Source organism: Sphingomonas sp. ABOLG, assembly GCF_003950435.1.
Classification (GTDB): Bacteria; Pseudomonadota; Alphaproteobacteria; order Sphingomonadales; family Sphingomonadaceae; genus Sphingomonas; species Sphingomonas panaciterrae.
Map to the genome: position 1 here is coordinate 12449 of NZ_QQWW01000015.1, position 25933 is coordinate 38381.

Below are 25933 nucleotides of genomic sequence, written 5' to 3' on the forward strand. Positions count from 1 at the left end.
CGATGTGTGCCACAAATTACTTCAATTGCGCAACAAATATGCGGAAGGATGCTTCGGCACGCTTGCAGCTGGCGCGCGGGCGGACCATATTCGGACCGAATAAGGATAGGTGCCATGTCACTAGCAGAGCAGATCAGACCCGTCAGCTATCTGAAGGCCAATGCCGCCGAGCTGCTGCGCAGCATCGGAGAGGGGGGTGAGCCGGTGATCATCACCCAGAATGGTGAGGCCAAGGCGGTGCTTCAGGATGTCGCCAGCTATGAGCAGACGCGCCAGACGATGGCGCTGCTGAAGCTGATGGCGCTGGGCGCGCAGGATGTGGCGGCGGGGCGGACGGTGCCGGCGCGCGCGGCGATCGAGCGGTTGCGGCAGCGGCGCGACCCGGCGGCGTGAACGAGCGCTACGACGTCGAACTGACGCAGGGCGCAGAAGGGGACCTGGCGGCGATCCATGGCTGGATTGCGGGGCAGGGGGGCGACGCGGCGGCGGACCGCTTCCTCGACCAGTTGTTGGAGCGGATCGAGCGGCTGGAGACGTTCCCGCTGCGCGGCGCAATGCTGCCCGAGCTGGAGCCGCTGGGGATGCGTGAGTTCCGCCAGATCATCGCCGCGCCCTATCGCATCGTCTATCGCCTGTTCGACCGGCGGGTCGTGATCGTGCTGATCGCGCACGGGCGGCGCGATTTCACCCAGCTGCTGGAAGAGCGGCTGCTGCGCTGATGGGATGTGCCGAATGACCGATTTCACCTTCATCCATGCGGCCGACATTCACCTCGACAGCCCGCTGGCGGGGCTGAGCCGCAAGGACGAGGCCTTTTCCGAGCTGGTGCGCGGGGCGACGCGGCGGGCATTCTCCAACGTGGTGGACCTTGCCATCGCCGAGGAAGCGCGGGTCGTGGTGATCGCGGGCGACCTGTATGACGGGACGTGGAAAGACCAGGCGACCGGGCAGTTCGCGATCCGCGAGCTGGCGCGGCTGACCCGCGCCGGAATCCGCGCGGTGGTGCTGTTCGGCAATCACGATGCGGAAAGCCGGGTGTCGCGGCATTTCACGCCGCCCGAGGGGGTGTTCCTGCTGAGCAACCGGCAGTGCGAGACGGTGCGCTTCGATGATCTGGGGGTGGCGATTCACGGGCGAAGCTATCGCGAGGCGGCGACGACGGAGAATATCGCCGCGACATACTGCCCGCCGGAGCGGGGCATGTTCAACATCGCCGCGCTTCACACTGCGCTGGACGGGCATGACGGCCATGCCAATTACGCGCCCTGCTCGCTGGGCGAATTGCAGGCGGCGGGGCATGATTATTGGGCGCTTGGCCATGTGCATGAGCCGGCGATCCGATCCGAACATCCGCATATCGTGTTCCCCGGCAACACCCAGGGGCGCAACGTGCGCGAGACGGGCGCCAAGGGGGCGATGCTGGTGCGCGTCGCCGACGGGGCGGTGCGATCGGTGGAGCATCGCGCGTGCGACGAAGCGCGCTGGGCACAGGTGGCGGCCGATGTGCGCGGGGCGGGCGATTATGCCGAGGCGCTGGGTGAGATCCGGCGGCTGCTCGCCAGCAGCGTGCGCGAGGCGGACGGGCGCCCGCTGGCGGCGCGGGTGACGGTGATGGCGGACGGCGCGGTAGGGCGGCGGATGCGCGCCGATCCGGCCTGGGCGGAAGGCGAGGTGCGCGCGACGGCGGCGGGCGTATCGGGCGACTTGTGGATCGAGAAGGTGCGGCTGGCGACCGACGACACGGTGCCGATGGGGCTGCCGCCCGAGCTGGTGCAATTGCTGGAGGAGGCGCTGAACGATCCCGATTGCGCACGCGCGGTGGCGGCGGCGACCGCGCCGCTGGTGGCGAAGCTGCCCGCCGATGTGGGCGACGCGGACATTGCGCCGCTGGTGACGGCGGCGCGCGCGGGGGATTCGGCGGCGCTGCTGGGCGCGGCGCGTGCGGCGGTGGCGGCGCGGCTGGGCGAGGGGGAGGATTGATGCGCTTCCGGCAGATCGAACTGATCCGCTACGGCGGTTTTGCCGACCGATTGCTCGATTTCGGGGAGGGCGCGGGGGAGGGCGACCTTCACCTGATCGTCGGGCCGAACGAGGCGGGGAAATCGACCACGCTGCACGCGATCGGCGATTTCCTGTTCGGGATTGCCGGGCAGACCGCGCAAGGCTGGCGGTTCGGCTATGGCGATTTGCGCATCCGTGGGCTGATCGAGGCGGAGGGGCGCACGATCGAGGCGGTGCGGCGCAAGGGCAACAAGGATACGCTGCTTCATCCCGCGACCGGCGCGGCGCTGCCCGGCGACGTGCTGGCGCCATTGCTGGCGGGGGTCGACCGGACGGCGTTTGAGCGGATGTTCGGGCTGGACCACCAACGGCTGCGCGACGGCGGCGAGGCGATCCTGCGCGGGCGCGACGATGCGGCGCAGATCACGCTGGAGGCGGGGACCGGGATCGCCGGGATCGGGCAGGTGCTGGACACGCTGACCGGCGAGGCGGCCGAGCTGTTCAAGCCGAGCGCGTCAAAGCCGGTCGTCAACAAGTTGATGGCGGAGCGTGCCGAGGCGCTGAAGCGGGTACGCGAGGCGAGCATCGGGGAGCGCGACTGGGGCGAGGAGAAGCAGCGGCGCGCGGCGGCGGAGGAGCGTCGCGCCGCGCTGCTGGCCGAGAATGACTCGCTGACCCGCGAGGAGACGCGGCTCGACCGCATCCGCCGGGCGCGCGCGCCGCTGAGCCGGCGGGCGAGCGCCGAGGCGGCGCTGGCGGCGCTGGGGCCAATGCCCGACCTGCCGGCGGATGCGGGCGACACGCTGGCGCGGGCGCGGGGCGACCGGCGGACGGCCGAGGCGCTGGAAATGCAGCTTCAGGGCGATCTCGACCGGGTGGCGCAGGCGATCGGCGGGATTGCGGTGGCGGGCGATGTGCTGGCGCTGGACACGCGGATCGCCGCGCTGGAGGAACGCCGGCCGGTGATCGAGAAAGCGGCGGGCGACCTCCATCGCCGGCTGGCGCGGCGCGAGGAGATCGATGCGCGGCTGGCGAGCGCACGGGCGGAGGCTGGGCTGGCGCCCGACGCGCCGCTGCCGGGCGCGGTGTGGCGCAGGCGCGCGGCGGCGGATCATGCCCGGCGGCTGGCGCGGGCGGCGGAGCAACTGGCGTTGCTGGCGCCGTGGCAGGGCGAGCCGGCGGCGCTGGCGGCGATGGCCTTGCCGGCGCCCTCGACGGTCGCAGCGATCGCGCACGGCATCGCCGAGGCGCGCGACCAGGCGGTGCAGGCGCGGCGCGAGGGCGATGCGCAGGAGGCGGAGCGGATCCGCGCCGAGGGCCGGATCGCGGCGCTGGCGGCGGGGGAGGAACTGCCCACGGCCGAGGCGATCCAGGCAGCGCGCGCGGCGCGCGATGCGCTGGTCGCGGATCTGCTGGCGGGGAAGGGCGTGGCGGCCGAGGCGATCCGCGCGGCGGTGACGCAGGCCGACGCGCTGGCCGACCGGCGCAATGCACAGGCGGCGCGGATGGCGGATCATGCCGCGGCGGTGGCGGCGCGCGACCTGGCGGTGGCGCTGCGCGATGCGGCGCTGGCGCGGATCGCGCGGGCGGAGCAGGATCGCGTGGCGCAGGAGGCGGAATGGGCCGCGCTGCTGGCGCCTTTGGGCTTTGCCGCGCCAGTGCCGGCAGCCGACTGGCCAGCCTGGGTCGAGCGGCGCGCGCAGGCGCTGGCGGCGCGGCGCGAGGCGGACGAAGCGGGCGAGGCGCTGGCCGCGCTGGAGGCGCAGGCGCAGGCGGCGGCGGACGCCGTGGTCGCGGCGCTGCGCGCAATCGGGGCCGAGCCGCCGGCAGACCCGGCGATGCTGGCGGCGAGCGCGCAGGCGCGGGTGCGCGAGGCGATCGCGGCGGCATCGGCGCGGGCCGAGCTGGAAAAGGCGTTGGCGCGGGCGACCGCCGAACTGGCGGCAGCAGAGCGGGACGATGCCGCGCCGGCGTCGGACGCGGAGACTCAATCCGATGCCGGTGCGGTTCAGGGCGCAGGGCGTGATGGGGGGCGGCTTGGCGACTTGCTGCGCGAGGCCGGCTTGCTTCGCGCCGGGTTGATGCCGGAGGATCAGCCGCCAGCCGCTGGCGTCGAGGCGCTGGCCGATGCGCTGGCGGCGATCGAGGGGGTGGCGGAGGAGCTGACCAGCCGCGCCGATGTGGTGCGGCAGATCGCCGGGATGGAAGCGGACGCGCGCGCCTTCGCCGAGGAAACGGCGGCGGTGCTGGCGGCGCTGGGGCGGAGCAGCGCGGAGCCGGCGACGCGGGTCGTCGCGGCGCTGGCGGCGGAATGGCGCCGCGCGGAGGGCGCGCGCGAGCGGCTCGCCGGGCTTACCGCCGAACGCGATCGGCTGAGCCGCGAAAAGGACAAGGCGGCGGCGCAGCGGCTGGCGGCCGAGCGGGTGATCGACGGCCTGCGTGAGCGGATCGGCGCCGAGGACGAGGCGGCGCTGGATTCGGCGGCGGCGGCGGCGGGCGAGCGGGCGCGGCTGATCGCCACGATCCGCGAGACGGAGGCGGAGCTTGCCGGCCTTGCCGGGCCGGACGGGCTCGACGCGCTGGCCGCCGAGGTGGCGGCGCTGTCCCCGGAGGAGGAGGCGATTGCGCAGGCCAGCCTGACCGAGCGGCGGGCCGATGTCGCCGCCGCGCGCGAGGAAGTGGGCCGCGCGCTGGCCGAGGCGGAGGCGGCGTTCGCGCGCGCGGCGCAGGACAGCAGCGCGGCGGACGCGCAGCAGATCGTCGCCGACAGCGCGGCGGCGATGGGCGCGGCGGCGGAGGCGCATGTCGAGGCGGTGGCGGCGGCGGCGCTGCTTCGCTGGGTGCTGGACCGCCATCGCCAGCAGAACCAGGCGCCGCTGATCGACCGCGCGGGCACGCTGTTCGCGACGGTGACGGCGGGGGCGTTCGCCGGGCTGGGCGTCGATTATGACGAGCAGGACCGACCCGCGATCCGCGCGATCCGGGCCGGGGGAACGGCGGTCGGCGTCGAGGCGCTGTCGGAGGGGACGCGCGACCAATTGTACCTGGCGTTGCGGCTGGGCGCGATCGAGACCGGGCAACATGCGCTGCCGATCGTGTGCGACGATTTGCTGATCACCGCCGATGACGAACGCGCGGCGGCGATGCTTCGCGTGCTGGCGGTGGCCGCGCGGCGCAACCAGGTGCTGCTGTTCACCCACCATGCGCATCTGATCGACGTGGCGCGCGGCGCGCTGGGCGAGGGCGGTTTCCGGCTGCACCGGCTCGAGCCCGCGGCGCTGGCGGCGGCGTGAGGCTGCGGGGGGAACGCTTTTGCGTGGCATCATCGCGGGACCGGCCTAGAGGGCGGTGATGATGATGAATGTTGCGCACGCGCTGGCCCCCTATCTGCCGGTGCTTGGCCTGCTGTTTATCGTGCTTCTGTTCGTCGCCTTTGCGGTGGAGCGGTTTCCGCCGGTGACGATCGCGGTATGCGGGGCGGCGCTGATGATCGCGTTCGGCTGGCTGACCCCGGCGCTGATCGCCCAGTCCTTCTCCAATTCGGCGCCGATCGCCATTGGCGCGTTCTTCATCCTGTCGGGTGCGCTGGTCCGCACGGGGACGATCGAGGCGGTGGCGAGCCTCATCATCCGGCGCGCGGGCAAGCACCCGCGGCGGACGGTGGTGGAGATGATGTCGGGCGCGGCGATCGTACCGGCGTTCATCAACAACACGCCGGTCGTCATCGTCCTGATACCGCTGGTCCGGCGGCTGGCGCGCGCGGTTGGCATATCGGCGACGCGGCTGCTGATCCCCTTGTCCTACCTGTCGATCCTGGGCGGGACGCTGACGCTGATCGGCACGTCGACCAACCTGCTGGTGGATGGTGTCGCGCGGGCGAACGGCCAACCGGGGTTCGGCATTTTCGAGATTACCGGCGTGGGGCTGGTGACGATGGCGGCGGGCGTGCTGACGCTGCTGATCCTGGGGCCGCGCGTGCTGCCTGACCGGCCCGACAATGACATCGCCGAGCGGCACGAGCTGCAGTATCTGACCGAGCTGGCCGTGCTGCCCGACGAGGAGGGCGCGCTGCCGACGATCGGCGAATTGGCCTTCCTGAAGCGCGACGCGGTGCGGCTGGTCGCCCTGCGCCGCGGGGCGCGGACGCTGCGATCGCCGGAGCCCAGCGTCCAGCTGCTGCCGACGGACCGGTTGGTGGTGAGCAGTTCCGCGGATGAGCTGGACGACCTGGCGCGGAGCAAGGGTGTCGTGGTGGGCCTGCAGAATGTCGGTCGCGACATCCGCCTGGCACAGGACGAGCGATCGGACGACGTTCGCATGATCGGGCTGACGATATCGCCAACCCATCCCGCGCTGGGCCGCGAGCTGCGCAATATCCCGTTCCTGTCCAATCTGCCGGCGCGTGTGCTGGGGGTCGGTCGGGCGCGCCATTTGCCGGGACCGGACCTTGGCAGCGTCCGGCTGCGGGCGGCGGACAGTCTGCTCGTCGCTGCCGAGACGCCGGCGATCTCCGCGCTGCACGAGAACAGCAACCTGATCGTCGAGGATACCAGCCACGTGCGGCGGTTCCGCCGGCACCGCGCGCCGATCGCGGTACTGACGCTGCTGAGCGTCGTGGTGCTGGCGGCGCTTGGCGTGCTGCCCGTGGCGGCGCTGGCGATCATCGGGGTCGGGGTGGTGCTGATCACCCGATGCGTCGATCCCGAAGAGGCCTGGCGGTCGATCGACGGCAGCGTGCTGGTGCTGATCTTTGCCATGCTGGGGATCGGGAGCGCGCTGGAAGCGATCGGCACGGTGCAGATGATCGTCGATGTCGCCTCGCCCTGGCTTAGCACGCTCTCGCCGTTCGCGTTGTTGCTGGTGCTGTATTTCCTCACTTCCGTGCTGACCGAGACGGTGACCAACAACGCGGTCGCCGTGATCATGACCCCGGTCGCGATCGGCCTCGCGCAGGCAACGGGCAACGACCCGCGGCCGCTGATCATCGCCGTAATGTTCGCTGCCTCCGCCAGCTTCGCGACGCCGATCGGCTATCAGACCAACACGATGGTCTATGCGGCAGCGGATTACCGCTTTTCCGATTTCGTGAAGATCGGTTTGCCGATGAACATTACCGTCGGGCTGGCGACCTGTGCGGCGATCAACATGATGATCTGACCCACGCAGGCGACAAGGCGGATCAGCGCCGGTCAGCGGGCCAGCACGAGGAACAGCGGGGGGGGGGCGAGGACCGCGGCATTAGCCGGATCGGGGAATGGCAGCACGCGAAAGCGTGAGCGGAAAGAACAGGGGCCGGCTCATCACTTCGCAACGAAGCGCGTCGGGCGCGTTGCGCAACTTCATGAAGTTCGTGCCGGCATTCCGGGTCGCAGTTTCGTACCCTGCAATGGCTGGACGGCGCTAACAAACGCAGCTCGTCGGGGCGACCGCGCGGGCTAGGTAATTGTCACGATAGGTCGCCGGGACAGGGGGATTTATCGATCTGCTGCCGGAGCAATTGGGCGCAGTTGCCCGGACTACTCACTTGGGCATGGGGGACCGAGCGTTGAATTTGCCACCACCTCCCGTCTTGGTGCCGATGGTGCAGGAGGCGCCGGCGGCCTCCCAACCAGCCACATCACGACCACCCACATCCCAGCCAGCGGAACCCAGGCCCGAGCGCACCCTGGGCCACGACGTGCCTGCGGCGCGGGCCGACGGCATCCAGGTGATCGAAGGCTCGGTGCGCCGGTCGGGTACGACGACGTTGCCGCAGGCGGGACCGTCGGGGCTGCGCAGCGGCCAGATCGCCACCTCCGCGGCGCAGCAGACGCCGATCACCGATATCTATGACCGCGATGGGCTGCATGTGCGCTGGTACCTGCAGAGCGGGCTCAATTACGATATCGAGAACAACCTGTTCTGGAACCTCGCGTCGGTCTTTTCGCCGCAGTCGCGGTTCAATTCGGACGAGAACTGGCTGGAGGGTTATGCCAAGCCGGGCGTCGGGTTCGACAAGACCTTTGCCGATGGCGCGATATTCTATGGCAAGATTTCCGCCGTTGCGTCGCGTACCTGGGGAACCGATGCGTTCGATTCACGCAACCAGGGCGCGATCACGCTGGAGGAAGGCTATCTGGGGTTCCGCACCGGGGGGGCGGGGGCCAGGTTCGACCTGTCGGTCGGACCGCGCGAGCTGACGCTGGGCAGCGGGATGCTGATCGCCAATGGCGGAGTGAACGGGTTCGAGCGCGGGGCGCTGAAATTCGGGCCGCGCAAGGCGTGGAAACAGGCGGCGATCGGGCGGATCATCAACGGGCGCCAGACGATCACCGGCTATTTCATCGAGCCGCGCGAATTGCCGTCGAACAATGGGCGCAACCAGCTGGCCGGGGTCGATTTCCGCTATGATGCGCCTAACGAGGATTTCCTCGGCTTCACCTATATCAACGTGTTGCGATCGGAATCGCCGTACATCCGCGCCGCGCCCGGCGGGGTCGGGGAGCCGACGATCATCCCCGACGGGCGCGACCAGACCAATGTGGTGAACCTGTATTTCCGCGGCAGCCACGACGCGGGGCCGCTGCGCAACTGGTTCATCACCGGCGACGTCGCCTATCAGTGGAACAACCGGATCAACATGTCCGCCTGGGCCGCGCGCGGACAGATCGGCTACAAGTTCGCCGACACGCCGTGGACGCCGACGCTGATCTACACCGCCAAATATTTCTCTGGCGACAATCCCGATACGCCCAAGCTGGAGCGGTTCGACCCGCTTTACTACGAAGGATCACCCGGCATCTGGGCGACGGGGGCGGAATCGTCGATGGTGTTCATCAACACCAATGTGAAGGCGCTGGAGTTCAGCGGCGCGGTGCAGCCGTCGCAGAAGATCACCGTCACGCTGCGCTATTCCTATATCGCCGCCGCGCAGCTCGACAGCCCGTTGCAGTTCGGACAGGCAACGCGCTTCGTGCGGACGCCGAGCGGGTATAATCTGGTCGACGGGGTGACCAGGTCGCACCTCTCGGACGATTTCTTCCTGGAATATAACCAGATCCTGACCAGCAACATGTTCCTGACGATCGGGCTGGCCGCGTCCTTCCCCGGCGCGGGGATCAAGGCGGCGATCCCGGGCAAGGCGCCGACCTGGACCGGCGCCTTTGCCAATGTGGTGATCAATTTCTGAGCAATGCCCGCGGCGGATCACGGTTCGCGGCGGATCGGATAGAGCGCGTGGAAGGGGTCGCGCGGAGACCCCTGGTCCAGCACCCAGGCGAGCCGGGCATCGGGATCGTTCGCGAACATGGGATCTGTTCGCAGCTTCGCGGAGAAGCGGTCGCGCAAGGGGCGATCGTTGGCGAGCAGCGCTTCGGCGCTTGGCACCAGGACGAACGCCTCGCTGCCCGGCGCGGGGGAGAGCAATTCCGGGAAGAAGCCCCAGGCAAGAAAGGAGTCCTGGCTTTCCGGTTCGAGCAAGGCGGCGGCGAGCAGGCCGAGCGGCTGATCGGCGGGTACGCGGACGCTGCCGGGCGGCATGGTCTCGCGGACCTGCTCATGCACCAGGTCGGCGGCGGTGAGCGGGCTGCGGCCGTCGGTGGCCGGCTGGCTTTGCGGCGAGACGAGGCGCACGCGATCGAGGGTCAGTGTCCGCGGTTCATCAAGCACCTCGTAGCGGATGCCGTGGAGCTGCAGCCGGTCGATCACCTCCGCCTGCGCGGGCGGGATCCACCAGGCGCGGGGCAGGGTGACGCGCTGCGTTGCCTCTTGCCCGATGATCGGCATGCGAAAGGTGATCGGGCGCGCCAGCCAGCGTTGTTCGTCGCGCCCCGTCACCGGCGACCGGTAGGTGTCGAAGGCGACCCCCCTGAACTGGTCGACCCAGCCGATCGGCGCAGCGGCGGGCTGCCACTTCGTCAGGAGGGTGCGGGGGCGGCTGGCACGGTCGCGCGCCTTGGCGGCCACGATCCGCGGCGCCTCTGCGCCGGCGAGGCGAATCGCTTCTTCCAGCAGCACATACGTGCCCAGCACGCGCTGACGATATGGCTTCAGCATGTGGTTTTCGACGAGCACCGTCGGCACGCCGATGAAGTCGCCATAGCCAGTCGAATAGCGTGGTCCCTCGGGAGCATAGCGGATGCCCTTCGCCGGATCGCGCGTGTCGATCGGACTGGGGTAGATGGCGGGGATGTGACCGGCCCGTTCCAGCGCCGCGGTTGCCGCCGGGCCGAAGCGATCCTCCAGCCAGTCAGCGGTGGCGCGATGGCGCGCGTAGCGACCCCAGCCGGCATAAGTGAAGGTGATGTCATATTGCATGTCGAAGCCGTCGCTGACGTGGCAATCGACGTAGAGGATCGGATCGAAGCGCCGCAGCAACGTGATGATGGCGCGCGTTTCGGGGGCGTCCGCCTTGGCATAATCGCGGTTCAGATTGATGTTGCGGGCGTTGCGCTGATAGCCCTTCTGATCCGGGCCGCGCAGCGCGGGGAAGTTCCACGCGCTGGTCCGTTCGTGGCCATCGATATTGAGGATCGGCACGAAGACGAGGTCCACCCGATCGAGCAGGTGGGCCTTTCCCCCCATCGCTATGTCCCGGAGCAGCATCAGCCCGGCATCCTTGCCGTCGATCTCGCCGGCGTGGATGCCCGCCTGCACGAGGACGACGGGACGCTGACCGGCGCCCTTGCTGGCGCGGACGAACACCAGATCGCGGCTTTCGCTCGTCGATCCGAACGTCTCGACCGAGATCAATGGCGAGGCGGCGGCGAGCCGGTCGAGCCACGCGCGGACCTCCGCATAGCCCGGGGTGGTGGCAAAGCCCGCGCGTTCGGCGGGGGTGATCCACGGATGGTCCGCCGCGACGACCAGCCGCTCGCTTGCGCCAGTCCACGGCAGCGCCGGCGGCAGGACCGGTCGGGCGGGAGAGCGTGGAGGGGCGGTGGCGGCGGCCGGTACGGTGGGAGTGGCCGGGGCCGAGGTTGGGACCGGAGTAGGGGTTGGCGAGTGCGAAGCGGTCAATGCCGTTGCTGCGGCGAGAAGGAGCGGAAGCACAAACGATCCTTGTGATGTGATGTTGCAACATTCCAGTTGCGCCTTATGCCAGCGCCTCTATGGGATGTTGCAACATAACTCAACCAAGCGGTGGTTCGTGATCGGTGTGTGGGAATTTCGACGATCGTGGCGCGCCCGACGGATCGGGCAAAGGCCGGCACGTTCATGCTGGCCGCTGCCGGCGTAGCGGCGGCAGTGGGGGCGGGGGTTGCCCGGGCCGACACGGGCGATTCCGACATCGTGGTGCTGGGAACGCGAACGAGCGTCGACCGGACGCGGTCGTCCGACGCGGTGACGGAGCGGACGTCGCAATCGAGCCGATCGGTCGAGCGCGACATTCTGGACGCGGCGGGCACCTATCGGCTCAGCGACGCACTCGAGCTGGTGAGCGGGTTCAGCCAGCAGAACAACCGCGGCGGTGTGATCGACAATTTCGCGGTGCGCGGCTTTCTCGGAACGCCGGATGGGGGCGCCGAATATTATGTGAACGGCTTTCTCGCCAATCGCGGCATGGCCCCTCCGCGTGACCCGGCGACGACCGAACGGATCGAAGTGCTGAAGGGGCCGGCCGGTGCGCTGTTCGGCGATGTTGATCCGGGCGGGCGGGTGAACATCGTGACCAAGGCACCGCGCTTCACGCCGCACGCCAATGCCTCGATCAGCTATGGCTCGTTCGACACGCGCCGGATCGAGGTGGATGCCACCGGGCCGCTGAGCGACACGCTGGCGGGCCGCATCGTCGTGGCGGCGGAGGATAGCGACGGGTGGCGCGATCACGTCACGATCAATCGCCGCATCGTCTCGCCATCGCTGACCTGGCAGCCGAGCGACGCGGTGCGCCTGACCTATATCGGCGAGTTCAGCCGTTTCGACACGCCATTCGATCGGGGCATTCCGGCGATCGGCGGTGACGCCAACGCGCTGCCGCGATCGAACTGGTATGGCGAGCCATCGAACGGCCTCACCCGATCGAGGAACGACCAGCATGAGTTCACCGGACTCGCGCAACTGGGTGACCAGTGGACGCTGAACGGCGGCGTGGTGTGGCGCACCGGGACATTGAAGGGGCTGTCGGCCGATCAGTCGCGTATCGAGGGAAATGCGCTGTGGCGCCAGCGGCGGTCGCGCGACTTCAGCGTGAAGGACGTGTCCGCCCGGCTGGAACTGGCCGGAACGATTGGCCGGCATCGGGTCAGCATCGGCATCAAGGGCTATACATTCGACTATGGCGAGCGCTGGCTGCGGATCAATCCGTCGGCGGCCGCGCCTTATGCCGTCGACCTGTTCAACCCGGTATATGGCGCGGTCGCGGCGCCGCTGCGCCCGTTCACCAACAACGACGAAAGCCGCTGGGTCGGCACGTTCTACGTTCAGGACATGTGGGACGTCACCGACCGGCTGACGCTGGTTGGCGGCGCGCGGATCGATCCGTACCGGCAGAAGATCGTCAACAACAACACCGGGATCACCGGCCGCACCATCGACGAGCCGGTGAATTTCCGGCTGGGCGGCCGGTATCAGGTCAGCGATGCCATCGCGGTTCATGCGAACTGGGGCGAGAGTTTTTCGCTGAACACCGGCACCGACAGCAGCGGGGCCGGGTTCGGGCCGGAATCGGGGCGCGGCTATGAACTGGGGGTCGCGGCCAAGCTGCCCGGCATCGACGTGGCCGCCACATGGTTCGACATTCGCAAGACCGACATCCTGACGACCGATCCGAACAACGCGAACTTCCTGGCGCCGGTCGGCAGTATCGTCAGCCGCGGGATCGAACTGGATGCCTCGGCACGGCTGGGACGGCGCTGGCAGATCGTCGCCAATTACGCCTGGCTCGACGCCAGGGCGGACGATGCCGCTTTCCCCACGCCCGAGGTGCTCAACGTGGCGGCGCATTCGGGCACCTTGCTGGTCGTCCATCGCATCCCGTCGCGACGCGGCGAGTGGCAGGTGAGCGGCGGCGCTGCCTATGTCGGCGATCGCACCGGCGCGGTGACGCAAGATCCCGTCATCTTGCCCGGTTATGTGAAGGCGAAAGCGGCCGTCGAGGCGCCGCTGACCGAAAAATTGCGCCTTCGGGTGGAGGCCGACAACCTCTTCGACACGCGGTACGCCGCCAGCTCCTACAGCGCGCTCTGGATCTATCCCGGTGCGCCGCGAACCGTGCGCGCCTCGCTGCGCCTCGACATCTGAGGAAGAACCCCATGGACCGGAGCGGCACCCCGCCAATCCTCATCGACGACCTGTCCGTCGGCTATGGCGAGCAACGCGTGCTCGACCGGCTGTCGCTGCGGGTGCCCGCGGGCAGCATTACCGCGCTGCTGGGTGGCAATGGCGCCGGCAAGTCGACGACGCTGGCGACATTGCTCGGCTTCGTGCGTGCCCAGTCGGGGACGGTGCTGGTGGCCGGCATCGACCCGGGGACGAACCCGGACGCGGCGCGGCGGCGGATGGCCTATCTGCCGGAGAATGTTGCGCTGTACGAGCATCTCAGCGCGGTCGAGAATGTGGACTATCTTCTCGCCCTGTCGGACGAGCGCAAGGAGCGTGGCGCGATCACCGAGGCGCTGGCCGCGGCGGGGCTGCAGCAGCGCGCCTGGGACCAGCGGCTGGGCGGCTTTTCCAAGGGGATGCGCCAGAAGGTGGCGATTGCGGTCGCGCTGCTGCGGGACGTGCCGGTGCTGCTGCTGGACGAGCCGACGTCGGGTCTGGATCCGCGCGCGACAGCCGATTTCAACGCACTGGTGCAGGCGGTGCGCGACCGGGGAACGGCCGTGCTGATGGTGACGCACGATCTGCTCTCCGCAGCCGACGTGGCCGATCGGATCGGCTTCCTGGAGGCGGGGCGGATCACCGACGAGGCGGAGGCCCGCGGTCCGCAGCGCTTCGACGTGCGCGCGCTGCATGCGCGTTTCGCTGCGGGAACGAAGGGGCAGGCGGCATGAAGCACATCCGGCTGATTGCGACCGACGAACTGCGCCTGATGACGCGCAACCGCGTCGCCATCATCGCCGTCGGGCTGTTCGTTCTGCTGACGATCGTGGCGGTGCTCAGCGCCTGGTCGCACCAGCGCGCCAACGCGGAGCTTCGCGCGCGTCACCAGCATCAGGCGGAACATGCGTTCGACGCGCAGCCCGACCGTCACCCGCACCGCGTGGTGCATTATGGCCATTTCATCTTCCGCCCGCTGGGCCCGCTCGCCGCCTTCGATCCGGGCGTCGATGCCTTTACCGGGAGCAGCATGTTTCTGGAGGGGCACCGCCAGAACACCGCCAATTTCGGTGATGTGCGGCAGAGCTCGATGCTGATCCGCTTCTGGCAGCTGACCCCCGCCTTCGTGCTTCAGGTCGTCGCGCCGTTGCTGCTGATCTTCCTCGGCTTTGGCGCTGTGGCGCGTGAGACGGAGCGCGGGACCATCCGGCTGTTGATGCTGCAAGGCGTGTCCGGCGCACAGATCGCCGGCGGCAAGCTGCTGGCACTGGGCGCGGTCGCCATCCTCGCCGGTGCGCCGGCGATGATCGGCTTCCTCGCGATCGCCGGGCAGCCTGGTGCGCTGATGCTGCCGATCGCCGCCATCGCGCTTGGCTATGCCGCGTATCTCGCACTGTGGGTGGTGATGATCGTGCTGGTATCGACGCTGGTGCGGCGCAGCCGCGACGCCTTGCTTGTGCTGATTGCTTCATGGGCTGTCACCGTTGTCCTGCTGCCGCGCCTCGCGCCCGATGTCGCCACGGCCGCCATCCCTCTACAGAACCGCCTCCAGACCGACGTGGCGATTGCGCGTGACCTGCGGCGGATGGGGGACAGCCATAATCCTGACGACCCCCATTTCGCCGCCTTCAAAGCCGATGTGCTGAAGCGATACGGCGTTGAGCGGGTCGAGGAGCTGCCGGTCAATTACAAGGGACTGCTGGCGCTGGAGGGGGAGCGGCTGACCGCCGGCCTTTTCGACCTGTATGCCGACCAGAACCATGACGCGCAGCAGCGGCAGAACAAAATGGTCCGCGCGATCGGCGTGGTCAGCCCGGCGATCGCGCTGCGCTCACTCTCCATGGCGGCCGCCGGCACCGATTTCGCGGGGCATCGCCGCTTTCTCGAACAGGCGGAGGACTATCGCTACGCGCTCGTCCAGCGGCTGAACCGGATGCAGGCGCAGGGGGTCAGCTACGGCGACGACACGGCAACGGACCCGGATGCTGACCGGCGCAAGCGCGTGGCGGCGAGCAACTGGGGCGAGATACCCGACTTCGCCTATCGACCGCCCGGTGGCCGCGCGCTCGCTGCCGGGGCGGTGCCGGGGGTGATCGTGATCCTGGCATGGCTCATCATCGCCGCTCTGTTGCTCTCAAGAAGGGCGAGCCGCCTGGGCGTAGTGCGACCGGGAGCGGCGCGATGAACCTTTGGATGCAGGAGCTTCGCCTGCTTGTCCGTGCGCGGCTGATCCTCGTCACCCTGGCGTTGCTGGCCGCACTGTCGGTGGCGGCGGTGGCTGCGGGCATGGCGGAGGTGGAGCGTCAGCGCGCTGCGATTGCCGCTGTGCCCGCGGCGCAGGCGGAGGATATCGCTGCCGTCGCCGACTATGTCGGGCGCAGCCGGGATGCCGGAAGTGCGGCGTACTACAGTTTCCATCCGACATGGGATGCGCCGTCGCCGCTTGCGTTCGCCGCGTTGGGGATGCGCGATGTGTCCCCTTTTATCCTGCGCGTCAGGGCGCTGGGGCTGGAAGCGCAAATCTACGATGGGGATGTCTTCAACCCCGAGCTGGCGCTACCGGGCCGGTTCGATTTCTCCTTCGTGCTGGTGTTTCTGGCGCCACTGTTCGTCATCGCGCTGTTCCACGATCTGACGTCCGCGGAGCGGGAGAGCGGGCGGTGGCGCACGCTGGCGGCGTTGCCGCGGGGCGGGGCCGGGCTGATGCGGCGGCGAAGGGCGCTGCGGCTGGTGCTGCTCTGGGCGGCGCTGGGCATACCCTTCACGATCGGCGCGCTGCTATCGGGCGCGGATGGGGGGACGATCCTGCTGATCCTGGCGGTCATTGCCGCCTATCTCTTGTTCTGGATCGGTCTTGCCGCGCTGGTGGGGCGGCTTCGATGGAGCTCGGCCGTCAATGCCGCGACGCTGGCCGCTAGCTGGCTGGTGCTGGTGCTGGTCGCGCCGACGCTGGCGCATGTCGCGATCAACCGCGCGCTGCCGATCAGCCAGGGTGCGGAGATCGCGCTGGCCCAGCGCGAACGGGTGAACCATGCCTGGGATATTCCGCGCGAGGAGACGATGCGTCGCTTCTATGCGCGTCATCCGCAATGGGCCCTGTCGGCGCCGCTGGGCGCGGCGTTCCACTACAAATGGTATTTCGCCTTTCATCAGAACGGCGATGAGGACGTCGCCGATCAGGTGCGCGCCTATCGCGAAGGGCTGGAGCAGCGCGATGCTGTCGCCCGAACGCTCGGCTGGATCATGCCCCCCGCCGGAGTGCAAACGCTGCTGACGCGGCTGGCAGCGACGGATCTGACCGCGCAACTGGCGTATCAGGACCGGATCCGCAGCTTTCACCGGCAATTGCGCGAATTCTACTACGACTATCTGTTCAACGATCGCCCGTTCGATGCTGATGATTTTGCCCGGGCGCCGAGGTTCAAGGGATAGTCGCCGCCGGTCGATCAGCGCAGCACCGCCGCCGCGTCGGCCAGCCGCACGTCGTGCATCAGGTTCAGATAGGCGTCGACGTAGCCCTTGTGCGAGGCGCCGACGATGGTGAGGAGGCGGGTGCCGGGCTGGCGCGCGAGCACGTCGCGGATGTTGGCCACCATGCGCAGGTTGCGCGTTTCCCAATAGCCGACATAGCGGCGGCCAAAGCCCTGCGGCGAGGGTTCGACCAATGCGGCGCCGAAATCGGCCTTATAGGCGAGCGTCGGGGTCTGCGGATCGTTGAGCGCCCGGTACATCGCCAGCAACCCGTCGGGCTGCGTCAGCCGACCCTCATGCTGCTGATCCTGCGCGCGCTGCGCCTTGGCGGCGGGATTGTCCCATGCGCGCATGATCGCTGCCTCTGCCGCCGCGCGATCGGTCGGCTCCGGCGTGTCGGCGGAATGATCGTCGATGCTCCATAAACGTTCATGGCCGAGCCGCGCCGCCAGCACCGCGGCGACCCAGTAATTCTCGTTGCGCCGGCCCTTCAGCGCGGCGAGCGTTGTTGCGAGGTCCGCCGTCAGCCCGTCGCCGGCGCGCTGTTCCGCGGTGGGCAGGCGGAGCCACTGGACCAAAGCGGAGGCTGGCTCCCCCGCGGCGAGCAGGATGGCCGCGAGGTGGCGGCGCTGTCCGGCGGTCGGCTTGGCCGGCCAGGCGGCGAGCAGCCGTTCCACCTCCGCCGTGGCGGCGGGCACGTCCAGCCCGGTGGCGGCGGCGGCGGGGCCGGTGTCGGGGCAATAGCTCTCCACCGTATCGGCATAGCGCGCAGGATAGCGGCGCAGGCTGTCGCATTGCAGGCCGGAGAGCGATTCCGTGGCGATGGCGGTCGGCTGCCAGCGGGCCAGCCGGTCGAGCAAGGGCGACAGCTGGGCCGCGCGGAAGCTGTCGCCGAGCCCCGACAGATGCACGGTGCCGAGCACCAGTACCTCGTTGGGCGCGCCGGCGGGCGGGCCCTTCAGCTGATCGGGGCGGAACGCGGGGCGGTAGTCGCCCGTCGCGGTAGCGGACGTGGCGGCGGCGCCGGCCAGCGTCATCGCGGCAGCCAGCGTGCCCGGTAGCAGGCGTCGCATCATCCTCTCCCTGTCCTGTGTCCCAAGGCCGATGCTAGCGGCACTGTATTATTCGGTCAACACACCCGCGCGGCGGTGCTCAGCGTGCAGCGCGGCTCTCGTCGCCCATCAGCCAGAAGGTCAGCGCGGAGAGAATCGCGGCGGTGGCGGCGGCGCACCAGAGGGCGGCGTTGGGGGACCAGATGAAGGCGCTCGCCCCCGCGATGCCGCCCAGCACCAGCGATAGCCACAGCAGGAAATAGGACAGCCACTCCCGGTCGCCCGTACCGCGCAAGAGGTCGGCAAGCCGGTGTCCGAGCTTCACCAGCGTGCCGGTCATGTAGGTGACGCCGATCCCCACCTCCCCATCGCGGCGGAAGATCGCATTCGCGCTGCCCATCGCGACGCACAGGAAGCCGACCGCGACGCGGTGGCGCCCGGCGCTGTCGATCGCGGCGGCCACGACCAGCAGCAGGGTGACGGTAAGGGTGGCGGCGAACTTGCGATGGTGCGCTGGCGCGCTTTCGCCGATCAGGACGTTGAAGATCACGCCGGCGACGAACAGCGCGACGAGCGTGGCGGCCGCGACGGCGATCGTCAGCGACTGGGTAACGCCAATCGACAGGCGGGTGGAATTGCCGCTCATGAACGAGACGAACAGCCCGCCGGATCTAAGGAAGCCGATCGCATCGACCGCGCCGGCAAGCATGGCGTAGCCCATCGCCAGGATGCGCAGGTTTCGGCCATATCGCAGCATCGCTGCCCTCCAATGCGGCGCGCGGGCGGGATGCCGCCGATCAGCCCGCGCCGCACCCTAGAGCGCGCTGCGCCAAGCGCAATCGGGGCCGTCCGAGCGACGCGAGATGCGCGACCTGATCCAGGTTACGCAGAAAACGGCGCGTACGTTCCGTGGCGGTAACGACTTAGCGCCGGCTGGCCCGTTGATGCGGAAAGGCTATGCGCCGCCCGATGCGGCACGGCCTTGCAGATGAGGAGCCTTGGCATGGAACGCACCGACCATCCCGCCGTCGACGCCGAGCGGCAGACGCCGAAGAACCCGTTCGATCACGGCGAGGGGCTGTACGGCCAATCCTATTCGCCTGCGCGGGAGGAGGCGCTGCGCCGTGAGGATCCGTCTGGCGCCGTCAATGCCGATCCGGCCGGGGCCGGGGAGGGGGCAGGGGCGCGCGCCTCGGTCGACCCGGTCACCGGCGAGGCGCGCGGCAGCGGCGCGGGCGCAGCGGAGGACCCGTCGACCAAGCCCGCCGCGTGGAAGCCGGGGGCGGGCAGGAACGCCGCGAGCCGCTGAGGGGGCGGCCGTCCGCGTGATCGCGGCCCCGGATCGTCGGTCAGGCCGTCGCGCGTTCGGCCGGCTTACGGAATTGCAGGTGCCTAGCGTTATAGCCGGCAAACCGGTGGATCGCGCGCAGATCGTTCAGGGTGATCTCATCGCCCTTGCGGCTGATGAGGCCGCAATCCTTCAGTTCATCGAGGCAGTTTGTCGCGGGCATTGCCGGAAGGCCGCACACCGAGGCGACGTCGTCATCCGTGAGGGGAAGCACGAAGCGATTGGCGCGCACGCGCCCGATGATCCCCAATCGCGCATGTAGCTGGCACAGCAGATGCGCGACGGTTTTCAGCGGGTCATGTTGATCGGCGCTGGCGACCCATTCGCGCAGGATGGTCAGATCGATCAGCACGCTCCTCCAGATTGCGCGTGCAAGGACAGGCACCTCGATGATGACATTGTCGAGTGCCGCGACATCGATCTTGCCGACGCGACAATCCGTCAGCGCCGTCACCCCATGGTCCATGGCAGGAAGGATCGTGGCGTGAACGTTGCAGAAGTCCCCCGGGATCAGCAATTCGGTCAACTGTCGATTGCCGTCGGCCGTCATCCGGTAGCGGGCGGCCCAACCATCCAGGATGACACGGAGGCTCTCGATCCTGGTCCCTGCGGAAACAATGTCGCTTCCCGCGGTGGTTTTATATTCGTTGATCCAAGTGCTATTTACCTTCGCAGCGTCTTCGTCCCGTATTCTTGTCACTGCGCGCAGTTTTGCGATCAGGGGAGAGTATGGCATCGGGTTGCGCATTCTACACGGTCACGTCCGATCCATTCATTGCTCCTTCCATCGTTCTTGCGCAAGCGTATGGTTAACGATGGTAAAATGACATCGCTGTCGACCAAGGTTTCGTGGTCCTGTACGATCAGAAGGTGCATCCTTTTCTCGCCCCGATGCGCCAATGCAGCGCCGGGCCTGAAGCGGGCGGCGCCAAGCCGGTAAGGCTTTGATCTGGAACAAGAGACTGATAGTCTGGCGCGTCGCATGACCAGTATCTTGGCGTAACTGATGGGGTTTATCGTGCTGACCGGGGGCAGCCGATGCGGAGGGGCAGTTGGCAAACCGGGATGATGATGGCTCGCCGCAGCGAGTCACAGACGCTCTCTTGGCGGGGCGGGATGCGTTTGCGAAGGGCGATCCGATCTCCGCATGCCCTTTCAACCCGAACACGGTTGAATATGACGCATGGCGCCGCGGGTACCGAAGCGCCTATTTCGATGTGACCGGAAAATCCGGCAAATGAACACAGCGGCGGGGCGCCTCTGCTCACGCCTCAATTACACCGATCTGCCCTGCCTCCGCCGGGCACATCAGCTTCCCGTCAGAGAGTATAGTCCGAGATCATCCTTTCCGCAGCTCATTCTGCCGCAGAGGCGGGCAGGTTGCGTAACTGACCACCATGCGCACGATTGAGATAGTGACCGGCCAGCGTGTAGTGCGCGCGCTTCGCGGCGGGATTCTGTGCTGCCTTGGCCATCTGCAGCTCACTTTCGGCGCGGACGCAGAAGTATTCCTTATCGTAGATCGACATGGCAACCTCCTCGCTACTCGATAGCTGTGAGTCGGATCGTCCGCCACAACGTGGGTTAGACAGGTCTGCGACAGGGCAGGATCACTGCGCCCCGCTGCCGTTTGCCGCGACATCGCTCGCGGCTTCGGTCCTGCCGGTCGTGAGCGTGGCCTCGACTTCAGCCGGCGTGTCAGGTGAGGGCGACGACGCTCCAGCGCCCGGTCCGGCGGACAAGGCGGGACGACCAGCGGCGGCCGCTCGCGGCGGCGAAGCGATCGTGGATGCCGGCCGCCTGCTGCGCGAAATCGTAAAAGGTGATGCGGTGATGCGCGAGCACAAGCCGCCCGCCGGGGCGCAGCACGCCGGCCACCTGCCGCGCCAGCGCGTTCATCGCGGCGGGATCGAGATAATAGAGCAATTCGGCGATGACCACCGCGTCATAACAGGGGCGGGGCGGCGGCGCGGGCACGGCGAGCTGGCGGGCACGGGCGCGCGGGGCGTGGCCGGCGATCGCGCGGGCGACCAGCCGGGTGCCGTGCGCGGTCGCCTCCGTCGCGTCGAGGCGGAGGGCGCGCGCGGCGAGCGAGCGGCTGTTGGAGCCATTGCCCGCGCCAAGTTCCAGCACGCGGCCGAGCGGGCCGGGGCCGAGCGCGTGGAGGATGGCGTGGCGCTTCACCACCTCGTCGGGCTTGTCCCACGTCGACCAGGGATCATCGCTCTGGGCAAATTTTGCCTCGAACCCGGCGAGGTCGATCGGTTTCATGCGTCCCATCCGAACCGTTCGCGCGGGGCGGCGAAGGCGGCGAGGTGGTGGTGGGTGATGGTGAAGCCCGCGGTGGCATCGGTGATCAGCCCCGCCTGCGTGCGGTAGCGGCGGATCGCGGCGCGCTTCATCGGCACCTGCGAGGCGGTGAGCGGCAGGTGCGGGCCGCGCAGCCGGCGCCCCGCGCCTGCCGGCCAGACGTTATACACCGCGCGTGCCTCCCCGCGGCGGGGGGCCGCGCGCAGGGCGCGGGCGACCGCGGCGTGATCTTCATGCGCGTCCTCGGCGATCGGGGCGATGATCAGGTCGGGCGCGCGGCGCGACAGCAAGGCGCGGCGCAGCGCGTGGGGCAGGCGCGATGCCGGCGCGCCGAGCCCACCGTCGGGCAGGCCGAGGAAGCGGATCGCCGGCGGCGTGATGCCGATCGGGCGCAGCGCGCGCCGCGTCTCGCGCCGCCGCTCCGCCACCAGCCGGGGGCGGGGCCAGCGCTGGCTGCCGGGATGTGAGGCACCACCGTCGCTGACCACCAGCACCTCCACCGTCGCGCCGCGCGCGCGAAGCCGCCGCATCAGCGCCCAGGCGGCAACTGCCTCATCATCGGGGTGCGGCGCGATCACCAGCAGGCGGCGCACGTGGCCGAAGCCGCGTTTCCCTGGGTTTGTCACAGTGTCGGGGTCAGCAGCCCGGCGGCGACCGCCGCGCCAGCCCGGTCGCGCTGCAGATCGGGGGCGGGCTGGCGCAGATAGACGGTGAGGTCGGCGAGCGCGGCATTGAGCGGGTGATCGAGGAACATCGCCTGCACGCCGACCGCCGCCTGCGCCAGCGTCAGCACGGCTTCGCCCGCGGCATAGACCGCCGCGCGCGCCGCGGCGACATGCGCCAGCGTGTCGTCGGGGCGGTCGACGCGCCAGTTGGCGGCCGCACGCGCGACCGCGTCGGCGGCGCCCTGCGCCGCGCGGTAGAGATCGGCGAGGCGGCCGCGCTGGTGCGGATCGCCATCCCGGCCGGCGGTGACGAGATGGTCGCGCGTGCGATCGACCACGCCCGCGATCCCGCCCGCCTGCACCGCGGCAAAACGGATCGCGCCGCCGCTGAACCATGGTTCGCGCACGTAATCGCCCGGCTGGCCGATCAGCGCCTCGGGCGGCAGCGCTGCGCCGTCCCAGCGGGCAAGATGCGTTTCCGACCGCTGCATCCCGCTGACCCGCCACCAGGAGCGGTCGATCGCCGGCGGCGTCTCCGTCAGGTCGATGAGCAGCAACTGTCGGCCGCCGTCGACATCGACCGGGACCAGCGCATGGCTGAGCAGCCCGGCGCCAGAGGCAAAGGCCTTGGCCCCCGACAAGCGGCCGTCGCTAAGCGTCGCGGGGTCGCCGGGCTGATCGGCGTTCCACACGCCGAAGGCGCCGCCCGCCTGCGCCGCCGCCTGTGCCGCCTTGCGCTGCGCGGCGTTGCCGTACCGGGCGATGATCTGCAGCGCATCGACATGCCCTTCGAACAACCGGCCGAGCGGAAGGTCGCTGCGGCCGACCGCGTAGAGCAGCCGCAGCAGGCGCAGCAGCGCGTCGGGATCAGCAGGGTCGGCGAGGCTCTCCAGCCGGGGTGTGAGCGCGGCGATGGCGGCGCGGTCCAGCGGGGCGATCATGCCGCGCCCTCCAGCCGGTCCTGCTCCAGCCCCGCGATCAGCCGCTCGGCATCGGGCAGGGTGACCGTGCGCATCCCGCCCGGCGGGGCGCCGACGATCCGGGCGGCGAACGCCTCGCCATTGGTACATTCGGCGGCCACCGCGACGATCTCCGCCAGCGGCAGGCGCAGCGGGGCGGCGAGCCGGGCATAGAAGCGCCGGTCGCAGCCGTGGCGCTGGCGTGCCTCCGCCTGCATCGCATAGCGCCATGCCTCGTCCGCCGGATGCGCCACCAGCGGCGGCTGCTCCGCGGTGTCGAGCGTCGCGAGATGCGCGGCAAAGCCGCCGCCGGCGCGGCCATCGCGCCGGGTCGATGTTGCCACCCGTACCGCGCCATCGCGGCGCAGCGCGAAGCCCAGCCGCGCCGCGGCATCGGCAAAGGTTGCATCCTCGCCATGCCCCAGCGGGGGGAAGCCGCCGGCCGCGCGATACACTGCGCTCGTCATCGCCAGGCTGGCGGCGCTGGTCCAGTGATGCGTGTCGGCCGCCTCCCACGGGACGGGATCGAGCCGGCGGCGCAGGGCGTGGAGGCGATCGTAATAGACCTCCAGCCGCGCCTGCAGCGGCGCGGCGTGGCCGGGTTGCTGCACGATCCGCCCGGCGACCACATCGGCCTCAGCCAGCCCCGCCAAGGTCGCCGCGACCCAGTCGGGCGCGGGGCAACTGTCGGCATCGGTAGTCAGCAGCAGCCCGTCAGGCGCGACCGACAGCGCAAGCGCCGTCGCCCGCCTGCGCGCGAGCCCGGCATTGGACGGGCGACCTGCGTCGCAACAGTCGGTGATGATGCGATAGGGAAGCGTCGGGGCCAGCCGCCGGGCGATCGCAAGGCTGTCGTCGGCGCAATTGTCGAAGAACAGCGCCAGCGTGAAGCGGGGCGCGCCGACCTGCCGCGCCAGCGCATTGAGCAGCCGGGGAAGCCGGTCCGCCTCGTCACGCACCGGGACCGCAATCGCGACCTCAGCGCCGGTCACGACATCCTGTCGATCGCATCTCGATCATCGCCCCTGCCCCTTGTCTATCCATGTTATACGCCCGAACACAGGTTAGGCTCCCGTGGTGAAGGTTGCGGTCAGGGGAGATCGTGGCCGATCCGTCGCGCCTCGCGCGACGCAAAGGCGCCGTGCCGCGCGCGGTGCATCTATGATAGCCTTCGCACCGGAAGGGAGCGCCATTGCTGTTCGACGGCCGGATCATCGCGGGGATCACCGTGTTCGTCGCCGTGGCGCGCACGGGCAGCTATGCGCGCGCCAGCGAGTTGCTTGGCCTGTCGCGTTCGGGGGTGGGGAAGGCGATCGGCCGGCTGGAGGAGCGTACCGGCCTGCGGCTGTTCGATCGCAATGCCCGCGCGCTGAAGCTTACCGACCAGGGACGCCTGTTCCTCGACGAGGCGACGCCGATGCTGGAGGCGCTGGGCCGCATCGCCACGCCAGCGGCGCCGGCCGAGATCCGCGGGCGGCTGCGCGTGTCGACCGACGGGGCATTCGGGCCCGATGTGCTGATCCCGATCCTGCCCGATTTCCTCGCCGAGCATCCGCGCGTCCGGCTGGACGTGCTGGTGCGCGACCGGATCGACAATCTGTTGACCGACGGGTTCGACGTCGCGCTGCGCTTTGGCGATCCCGATGCGCGCGGGCTGGACAAGCAATTGCTGATGAAGAGCCGGGTGCTGACCTGCGCCAGCCGGGGCTATCTCGCCCGGCATGGCACGCCGATGGTGCCGGAGGACATTGGCGAGGAGCATCGCTGCGTCCGCCTGATCGACGATGTGACCGGGCGCCCGCATGCGTGGCATTTCATCGACGCTGCGGGGGAGACGCGCACGATCGCGCCCGAATGCGGCCTGACCGTCAACGACGCCGCCTCACTGATCGCCGCGGCGCGCTGTGACCATGGCATCGTCCGGCTGCTCGACGTGGTGGCGGAGGGCCCCTTGCGGACCGGCGAACTGGTCGAGATCCTGCCGGAGTGGAACTGCCTGCGCTGGCCGGCCTATCTCTACACCCCCGACGACGCGCATCGCTCCCCCGCGCTGGAGGCGTTCATGGGGTTCGTGCGCAGGCGCCTGTCGGCCTGATCCCGTCGCGGCGCAGGCCTAGCCCGATCTGGCCGCGTTGCGGCCCGTCCCGCCAGGGGGGACATTTCGGCGACGAACTCGCGCGCCCGCTGCGCTGTTCTTGCAGCAGCATCCGGGAGAACAAGTCGTTGCGATCGTCCATCATGCCTGCCGCGCTGGCGGCGGTTCTGCTTGCCGCCCCCGTTGCCACACCCGTTGCCGCCGTGCCGCGTCAGGATCCGGTGGCGGCGCCCAGCCGCGAACCGGTCAATCGCCAACCGGCCAATCGCGCGCTGATCGAGCGGGCCTTTGCGCAATGGGCGCGCGGCGAGGCGGACGTCTTCGACCTGCTCACCGATGACGTGGTCTGGCATATCACCGGCCAGGATCCGGCGGTCGCCACCACCTACCGGTCGCGTGAGGCGCTGCTCGCGGGCGCGGCGCGGCCGCTCGCCGCGCGGCTCACCGCGCCGCTCACCCCGACCGTGCGGCGCATCTGGGCCGACGGCGACGACGTGCTGGTCCATTGGGGCGGCACTGCGCCGCTCGCCGACGGCTCCACCTATCGCAATACCTATCTGTGGATCATGACCGTGCGCGGCGATCGGGTGACCGCCGTCACCGCATTTCTCGACAATGCAGCGTTCAAGGCCGCGCTCGCCAAAGTGCCGCGGCGCGACGCCCGCGACTGACAATTCTGTCCCCGCTGCGTCGACAGATCGGCGCGGAACGGCGGGCGTCGGCCATGCGATACGATCGCATCGCACAGAGGAATGGAGCCCGGAAACGCGGGCGCCGAGGGAGTGACTGTGGAT

At 69.5% G+C, this 25933-nt stretch carries 22 protein-coding genes; 13 read left to right on the forward strand and 9 right to left on the reverse strand.

Annotated features, from left to right (window positions below; all coding sequences use genetic code 11):
- Window positions 1-114 precede the first annotated feature (114 nt).
- The 6 genes from CA236_RS15135 (at window position 115) to CA236_RS15160 (ending at window position 9169) form a co-directional block, all read left to right on the forward strand.
- On the forward strand, window positions 115-393 hold the full coding sequence (locus CA236_RS15135; RefSeq protein WP_125946208.1) for a type II toxin-antitoxin system Phd/YefM family antitoxin: 279 nt from the start codon (window positions 115-117) through the stop codon (window positions 391-393).
- Entirely contained in the window at window positions 390-719 is a 330-nt protein-coding gene (locus tag CA236_RS15140) for a type II toxin-antitoxin system RelE/ParE family toxin (RefSeq protein WP_125946209.1), read from the forward strand. The genes CA236_RS15135 and CA236_RS15140 overlap by 4 nt, the downstream gene beginning before the upstream one ends.
- Window positions 720-732: 13 nt before the next feature.
- Window positions 733-1980 carry a DNA repair exonuclease gene (locus CA236_RS15145; protein ID WP_125946210.1) on the forward strand — a complete coding sequence of 416 codons (1248 nt, stop codon included), beginning with the start codon at window positions 733-735 and terminating at the stop codon, window positions 1978-1980.
- Window positions 1980-5294, forward strand: a complete 3315-nt coding sequence (locus tag CA236_RS19290; RefSeq protein ID WP_125946211.1) for a YhaN family protein — start codon at window positions 1980-1982, stop codon at window positions 5292-5294. The genes CA236_RS15145 and CA236_RS19290 overlap by 1 nt, the downstream gene beginning before the upstream one ends.
- A gap of 58 nt (window positions 5295-5352) precedes the next feature.
- Window positions 5353-7158, forward strand: coding sequence for an SLC13 family permease (locus CA236_RS15155; RefSeq protein ID WP_125946212.1), 1806 nt, complete (start codon window positions 5353-5355; stop codon window positions 7156-7158).
- Window positions 7159-7678: 520 nt separating this feature from the next.
- The gene (locus CA236_RS15160; RefSeq protein ID WP_206430594.1) at window positions 7679-9169 is read left to right on the forward strand and encodes an alginate export family protein; all 1491 of its coding nucleotides are present in this window, start codon (window positions 7679-7681) and stop codon (window positions 9167-9169) included.
- A 17-nt stretch (window positions 9170-9186) separates the two neighbouring features.
- Here CA236_RS15160 and CA236_RS15165 read toward each other — a convergent pair whose 3' ends face one another.
- A complete protein-coding gene (locus CA236_RS15165) occupies window positions 9187-11031 on the reverse strand; it encodes a M14 family zinc carboxypeptidase (RefSeq protein WP_241212694.1) in 1845 nt (614 codons plus the stop codon).
- 126 nt (window positions 11032-11157) lie between these two features.
- Between CA236_RS15165 and CA236_RS15170 the strand changes: the two genes are divergently transcribed.
- From CA236_RS15170 to CA236_RS15185, 4 genes are read left to right on the forward strand one after another with little or no spacing between them, the layout of a single operon-like run.
- Complete coding sequence (locus CA236_RS15170) at window positions 11158-13221, forward strand: TonB-dependent siderophore receptor (protein ID WP_241212695.1); 2064 nt, start codon at window positions 11158-11160, stop codon at window positions 13219-13221.
- 11 nt (window positions 13222-13232) lie between these two features.
- Entirely contained in the window at window positions 13233-13973 is a 741-nt protein-coding gene (locus CA236_RS15175) for an ABC transporter ATP-binding protein (RefSeq protein WP_125946214.1), read from the forward strand.
- Window positions 13970-15424 carry a DUF3526 domain-containing protein gene (locus CA236_RS15180; RefSeq protein WP_125946215.1) on the forward strand — a complete coding sequence of 485 codons (1455 nt, stop codon included), beginning with the start codon at window positions 13970-13972 and terminating at the stop codon, window positions 15422-15424. The genes CA236_RS15175 and CA236_RS15180 overlap by 4 nt, the downstream gene beginning before the upstream one ends.
- Window positions 15421-16671 carry a DUF3526 domain-containing protein gene (locus CA236_RS15185; RefSeq protein WP_125946216.1) on the forward strand — a complete coding sequence of 417 codons (1251 nt, stop codon included), beginning with the start codon at window positions 15421-15423 and terminating at the stop codon, window positions 16669-16671. Before CA236_RS15180 ends, CA236_RS15185 begins: the two co-directional genes overlap by 4 nt.
- Window positions 16672-16685: 14 nt before the next feature.
- Here the strand turns inward: CA236_RS15185 and CA236_RS15190 are convergent, their stop codons facing one another.
- Together CA236_RS15190 and CA236_RS15195 are read right to left on the reverse strand one after the other, a co-directional pair.
- Window positions 16686-17783 (reverse strand): DUF5694 domain-containing protein, encoded by a 1098-nt coding sequence (locus tag CA236_RS15190; RefSeq protein ID WP_346962776.1) that lies wholly within the window; start codon window positions 17781-17783, stop codon window positions 16686-16688.
- A gap of 79 nt (window positions 17784-17862) precedes the next feature.
- Window positions 17863-18519: a YoaK family protein gene (locus CA236_RS15195; protein ID WP_125946217.1), complete on the reverse strand. Its 657-nt coding sequence runs from the start codon at window positions 18517-18519 to the stop codon at window positions 17863-17865.
- A 246-nt stretch (window positions 18520-18765) separates the two neighbouring features.
- Here CA236_RS15195 and CA236_RS15200 point away from each other — a divergent pair, with 246 nt between their 5' ends.
- Window positions 18766-19071 (forward strand): hypothetical protein, encoded by a 306-nt coding sequence (locus tag CA236_RS15200; RefSeq protein WP_125946218.1) that lies wholly within the window; start codon window positions 18766-18768, stop codon window positions 19069-19071.
- A gap of 40 nt (window positions 19072-19111) precedes the next feature.
- Here CA236_RS15200 and CA236_RS15205 read toward each other — a convergent pair whose 3' ends face one another.
- The 6 genes from CA236_RS15205 to CA236_RS15225 form a co-directional block, all read right to left on the reverse strand.
- Window positions 19112-19858 (reverse strand): Crp/Fnr family transcriptional regulator, encoded by a 747-nt coding sequence (locus CA236_RS15205; protein WP_125946219.1) that lies wholly within the window; start codon window positions 19856-19858, stop codon window positions 19112-19114.
- A gap of 607 nt (window positions 19859-20465) precedes the next feature.
- Window positions 20466-20639, reverse strand: a complete 174-nt coding sequence (locus CA236_RS18830; protein WP_164518961.1) for a hypothetical protein — start codon at window positions 20637-20639, stop codon at window positions 20466-20468.
- A 169-nt stretch (window positions 20640-20808) separates the two neighbouring features.
- Complete coding sequence (locus CA236_RS15210; RefSeq protein WP_125946220.1) at window positions 20809-21381, reverse strand: class I SAM-dependent methyltransferase; 573 nt, start codon at window positions 21379-21381, stop codon at window positions 20809-20811.
- A complete protein-coding gene (locus tag CA236_RS19165) occupies window positions 21378-22013 on the reverse strand; it encodes a PIG-L family deacetylase (RefSeq protein ID WP_241212696.1) in 636 nt (211 codons plus the stop codon). The genes CA236_RS15210 and CA236_RS19165 overlap by 4 nt, the downstream gene beginning before the upstream one ends.
- Window positions 22014-22042: 29 nt before the next feature.
- Window positions 22043-23026, reverse strand: a complete 984-nt coding sequence (locus CA236_RS19170) for an acyl-CoA dehydrogenase (protein WP_125946222.1) — start codon at window positions 23024-23026, stop codon at window positions 22043-22045.
- Window positions 23023-24036, reverse strand: a complete 1014-nt coding sequence (locus CA236_RS15225) for a glycosyltransferase family A protein (RefSeq protein WP_125946223.1) — start codon at window positions 24034-24036, stop codon at window positions 23023-23025. The genes CA236_RS19170 and CA236_RS15225 overlap by 4 nt, the downstream gene beginning before the upstream one ends.
- A gap of 200 nt (window positions 24037-24236) precedes the next feature.
- Between CA236_RS15225 and CA236_RS15230 the strand changes: the two genes are divergently transcribed.
- Both CA236_RS15230 and CA236_RS15235 read left to right on the forward strand, forming a co-directional pair.
- Window positions 24237-25139, forward strand: coding sequence for a LysR family transcriptional regulator (locus CA236_RS15230; protein WP_125946224.1), 903 nt, complete (start codon window positions 24237-24239; stop codon window positions 25137-25139).
- A gap of 128 nt (window positions 25140-25267) precedes the next feature.
- Window positions 25268-25810, forward strand: a complete 543-nt coding sequence (locus tag CA236_RS15235) for a nuclear transport factor 2 family protein (RefSeq protein WP_125946225.1) — start codon at window positions 25268-25270, stop codon at window positions 25808-25810.
- Window positions 25811-25933 lie beyond the last annotated feature (123 nt).

Excerpts from the sequence above, each read along its gene's own strand:
- CA236_RS19170 (WP_125946222.1), bottom strand. The coding sequence starts at position 23,026 with ATGATCGCCCCGCTGGACCGCGCCGCCATCGCCGCGCTCACACCCCGG.
- CA236_RS15200 (WP_125946218.1), top strand. The coding sequence starts at position 18,766 with ATGGAACGCACCGACCATCCCGCCGTCGACGCCGAGCGGCAGACGCCG.
- CA236_RS15205 (WP_125946219.1), bottom strand. The coding sequence starts at position 19,858 with ATGCGCAACCCGATGCCATACTCTCCCCTGATCGCAAAACTGCGCGCA.
- CA236_RS15145 (WP_125946210.1), top strand. The coding sequence starts at position 733 with ATGACCGATTTCACCTTCATCCATGCGGCCGACATTCACCTCGACAGC.
- CA236_RS15175 (WP_125946214.1), top strand. The coding sequence starts at position 13,233 with ATGGACCGGAGCGGCACCCCGCCAATCCTCATCGACGACCTGTCCGTC.
- CA236_RS15185 (WP_125946216.1), top strand. The coding sequence starts at position 15,421 with ATGAACCTTTGGATGCAGGAGCTTCGCCTGCTTGTCCGTGCGCGGCTG.
- CA236_RS15190 (WP_346962776.1), bottom strand. The coding sequence starts at position 17,783 with ATGCGACGCCTGCTACCGGGCACGCTGGCTGCCGCGATGACGCTGGCC.
- CA236_RS15135 (WP_125946208.1), top strand. The coding sequence starts at position 115 with ATGTCACTAGCAGAGCAGATCAGACCCGTCAGCTATCTGAAGGCCAAT.
- CA236_RS18830 (WP_164518961.1), bottom strand. The coding sequence starts at position 20,639 with ATGTCGATCTACGATAAGGAATACTTCTGCGTCCGCGCCGAAAGTGAG.
- CA236_RS15155 (WP_125946212.1), top strand. The coding sequence starts at position 5,353 with ATGATGATGAATGTTGCGCACGCGCTGGCCCCCTATCTGCCGGTGCTT.
- CA236_RS15195 (WP_125946217.1), bottom strand. The coding sequence starts at position 18,519 with ATGCTGCGATATGGCCGAAACCTGCGCATCCTGGCGATGGGCTACGCC.
- CA236_RS15210 (WP_125946220.1), bottom strand. The coding sequence starts at position 21,381 with ATGAAACCGATCGACCTCGCCGGGTTCGAGGCAAAATTTGCCCAGAGC.
- CA236_RS19290 (WP_125946211.1), top strand. The coding sequence starts at position 1,980 with ATGCGCTTCCGGCAGATCGAACTGATCCGCTACGGCGGTTTTGCCGAC.
- CA236_RS15180 (WP_125946215.1), top strand. The coding sequence starts at position 13,970 with ATGAAGCACATCCGGCTGATTGCGACCGACGAACTGCGCCTGATGACG.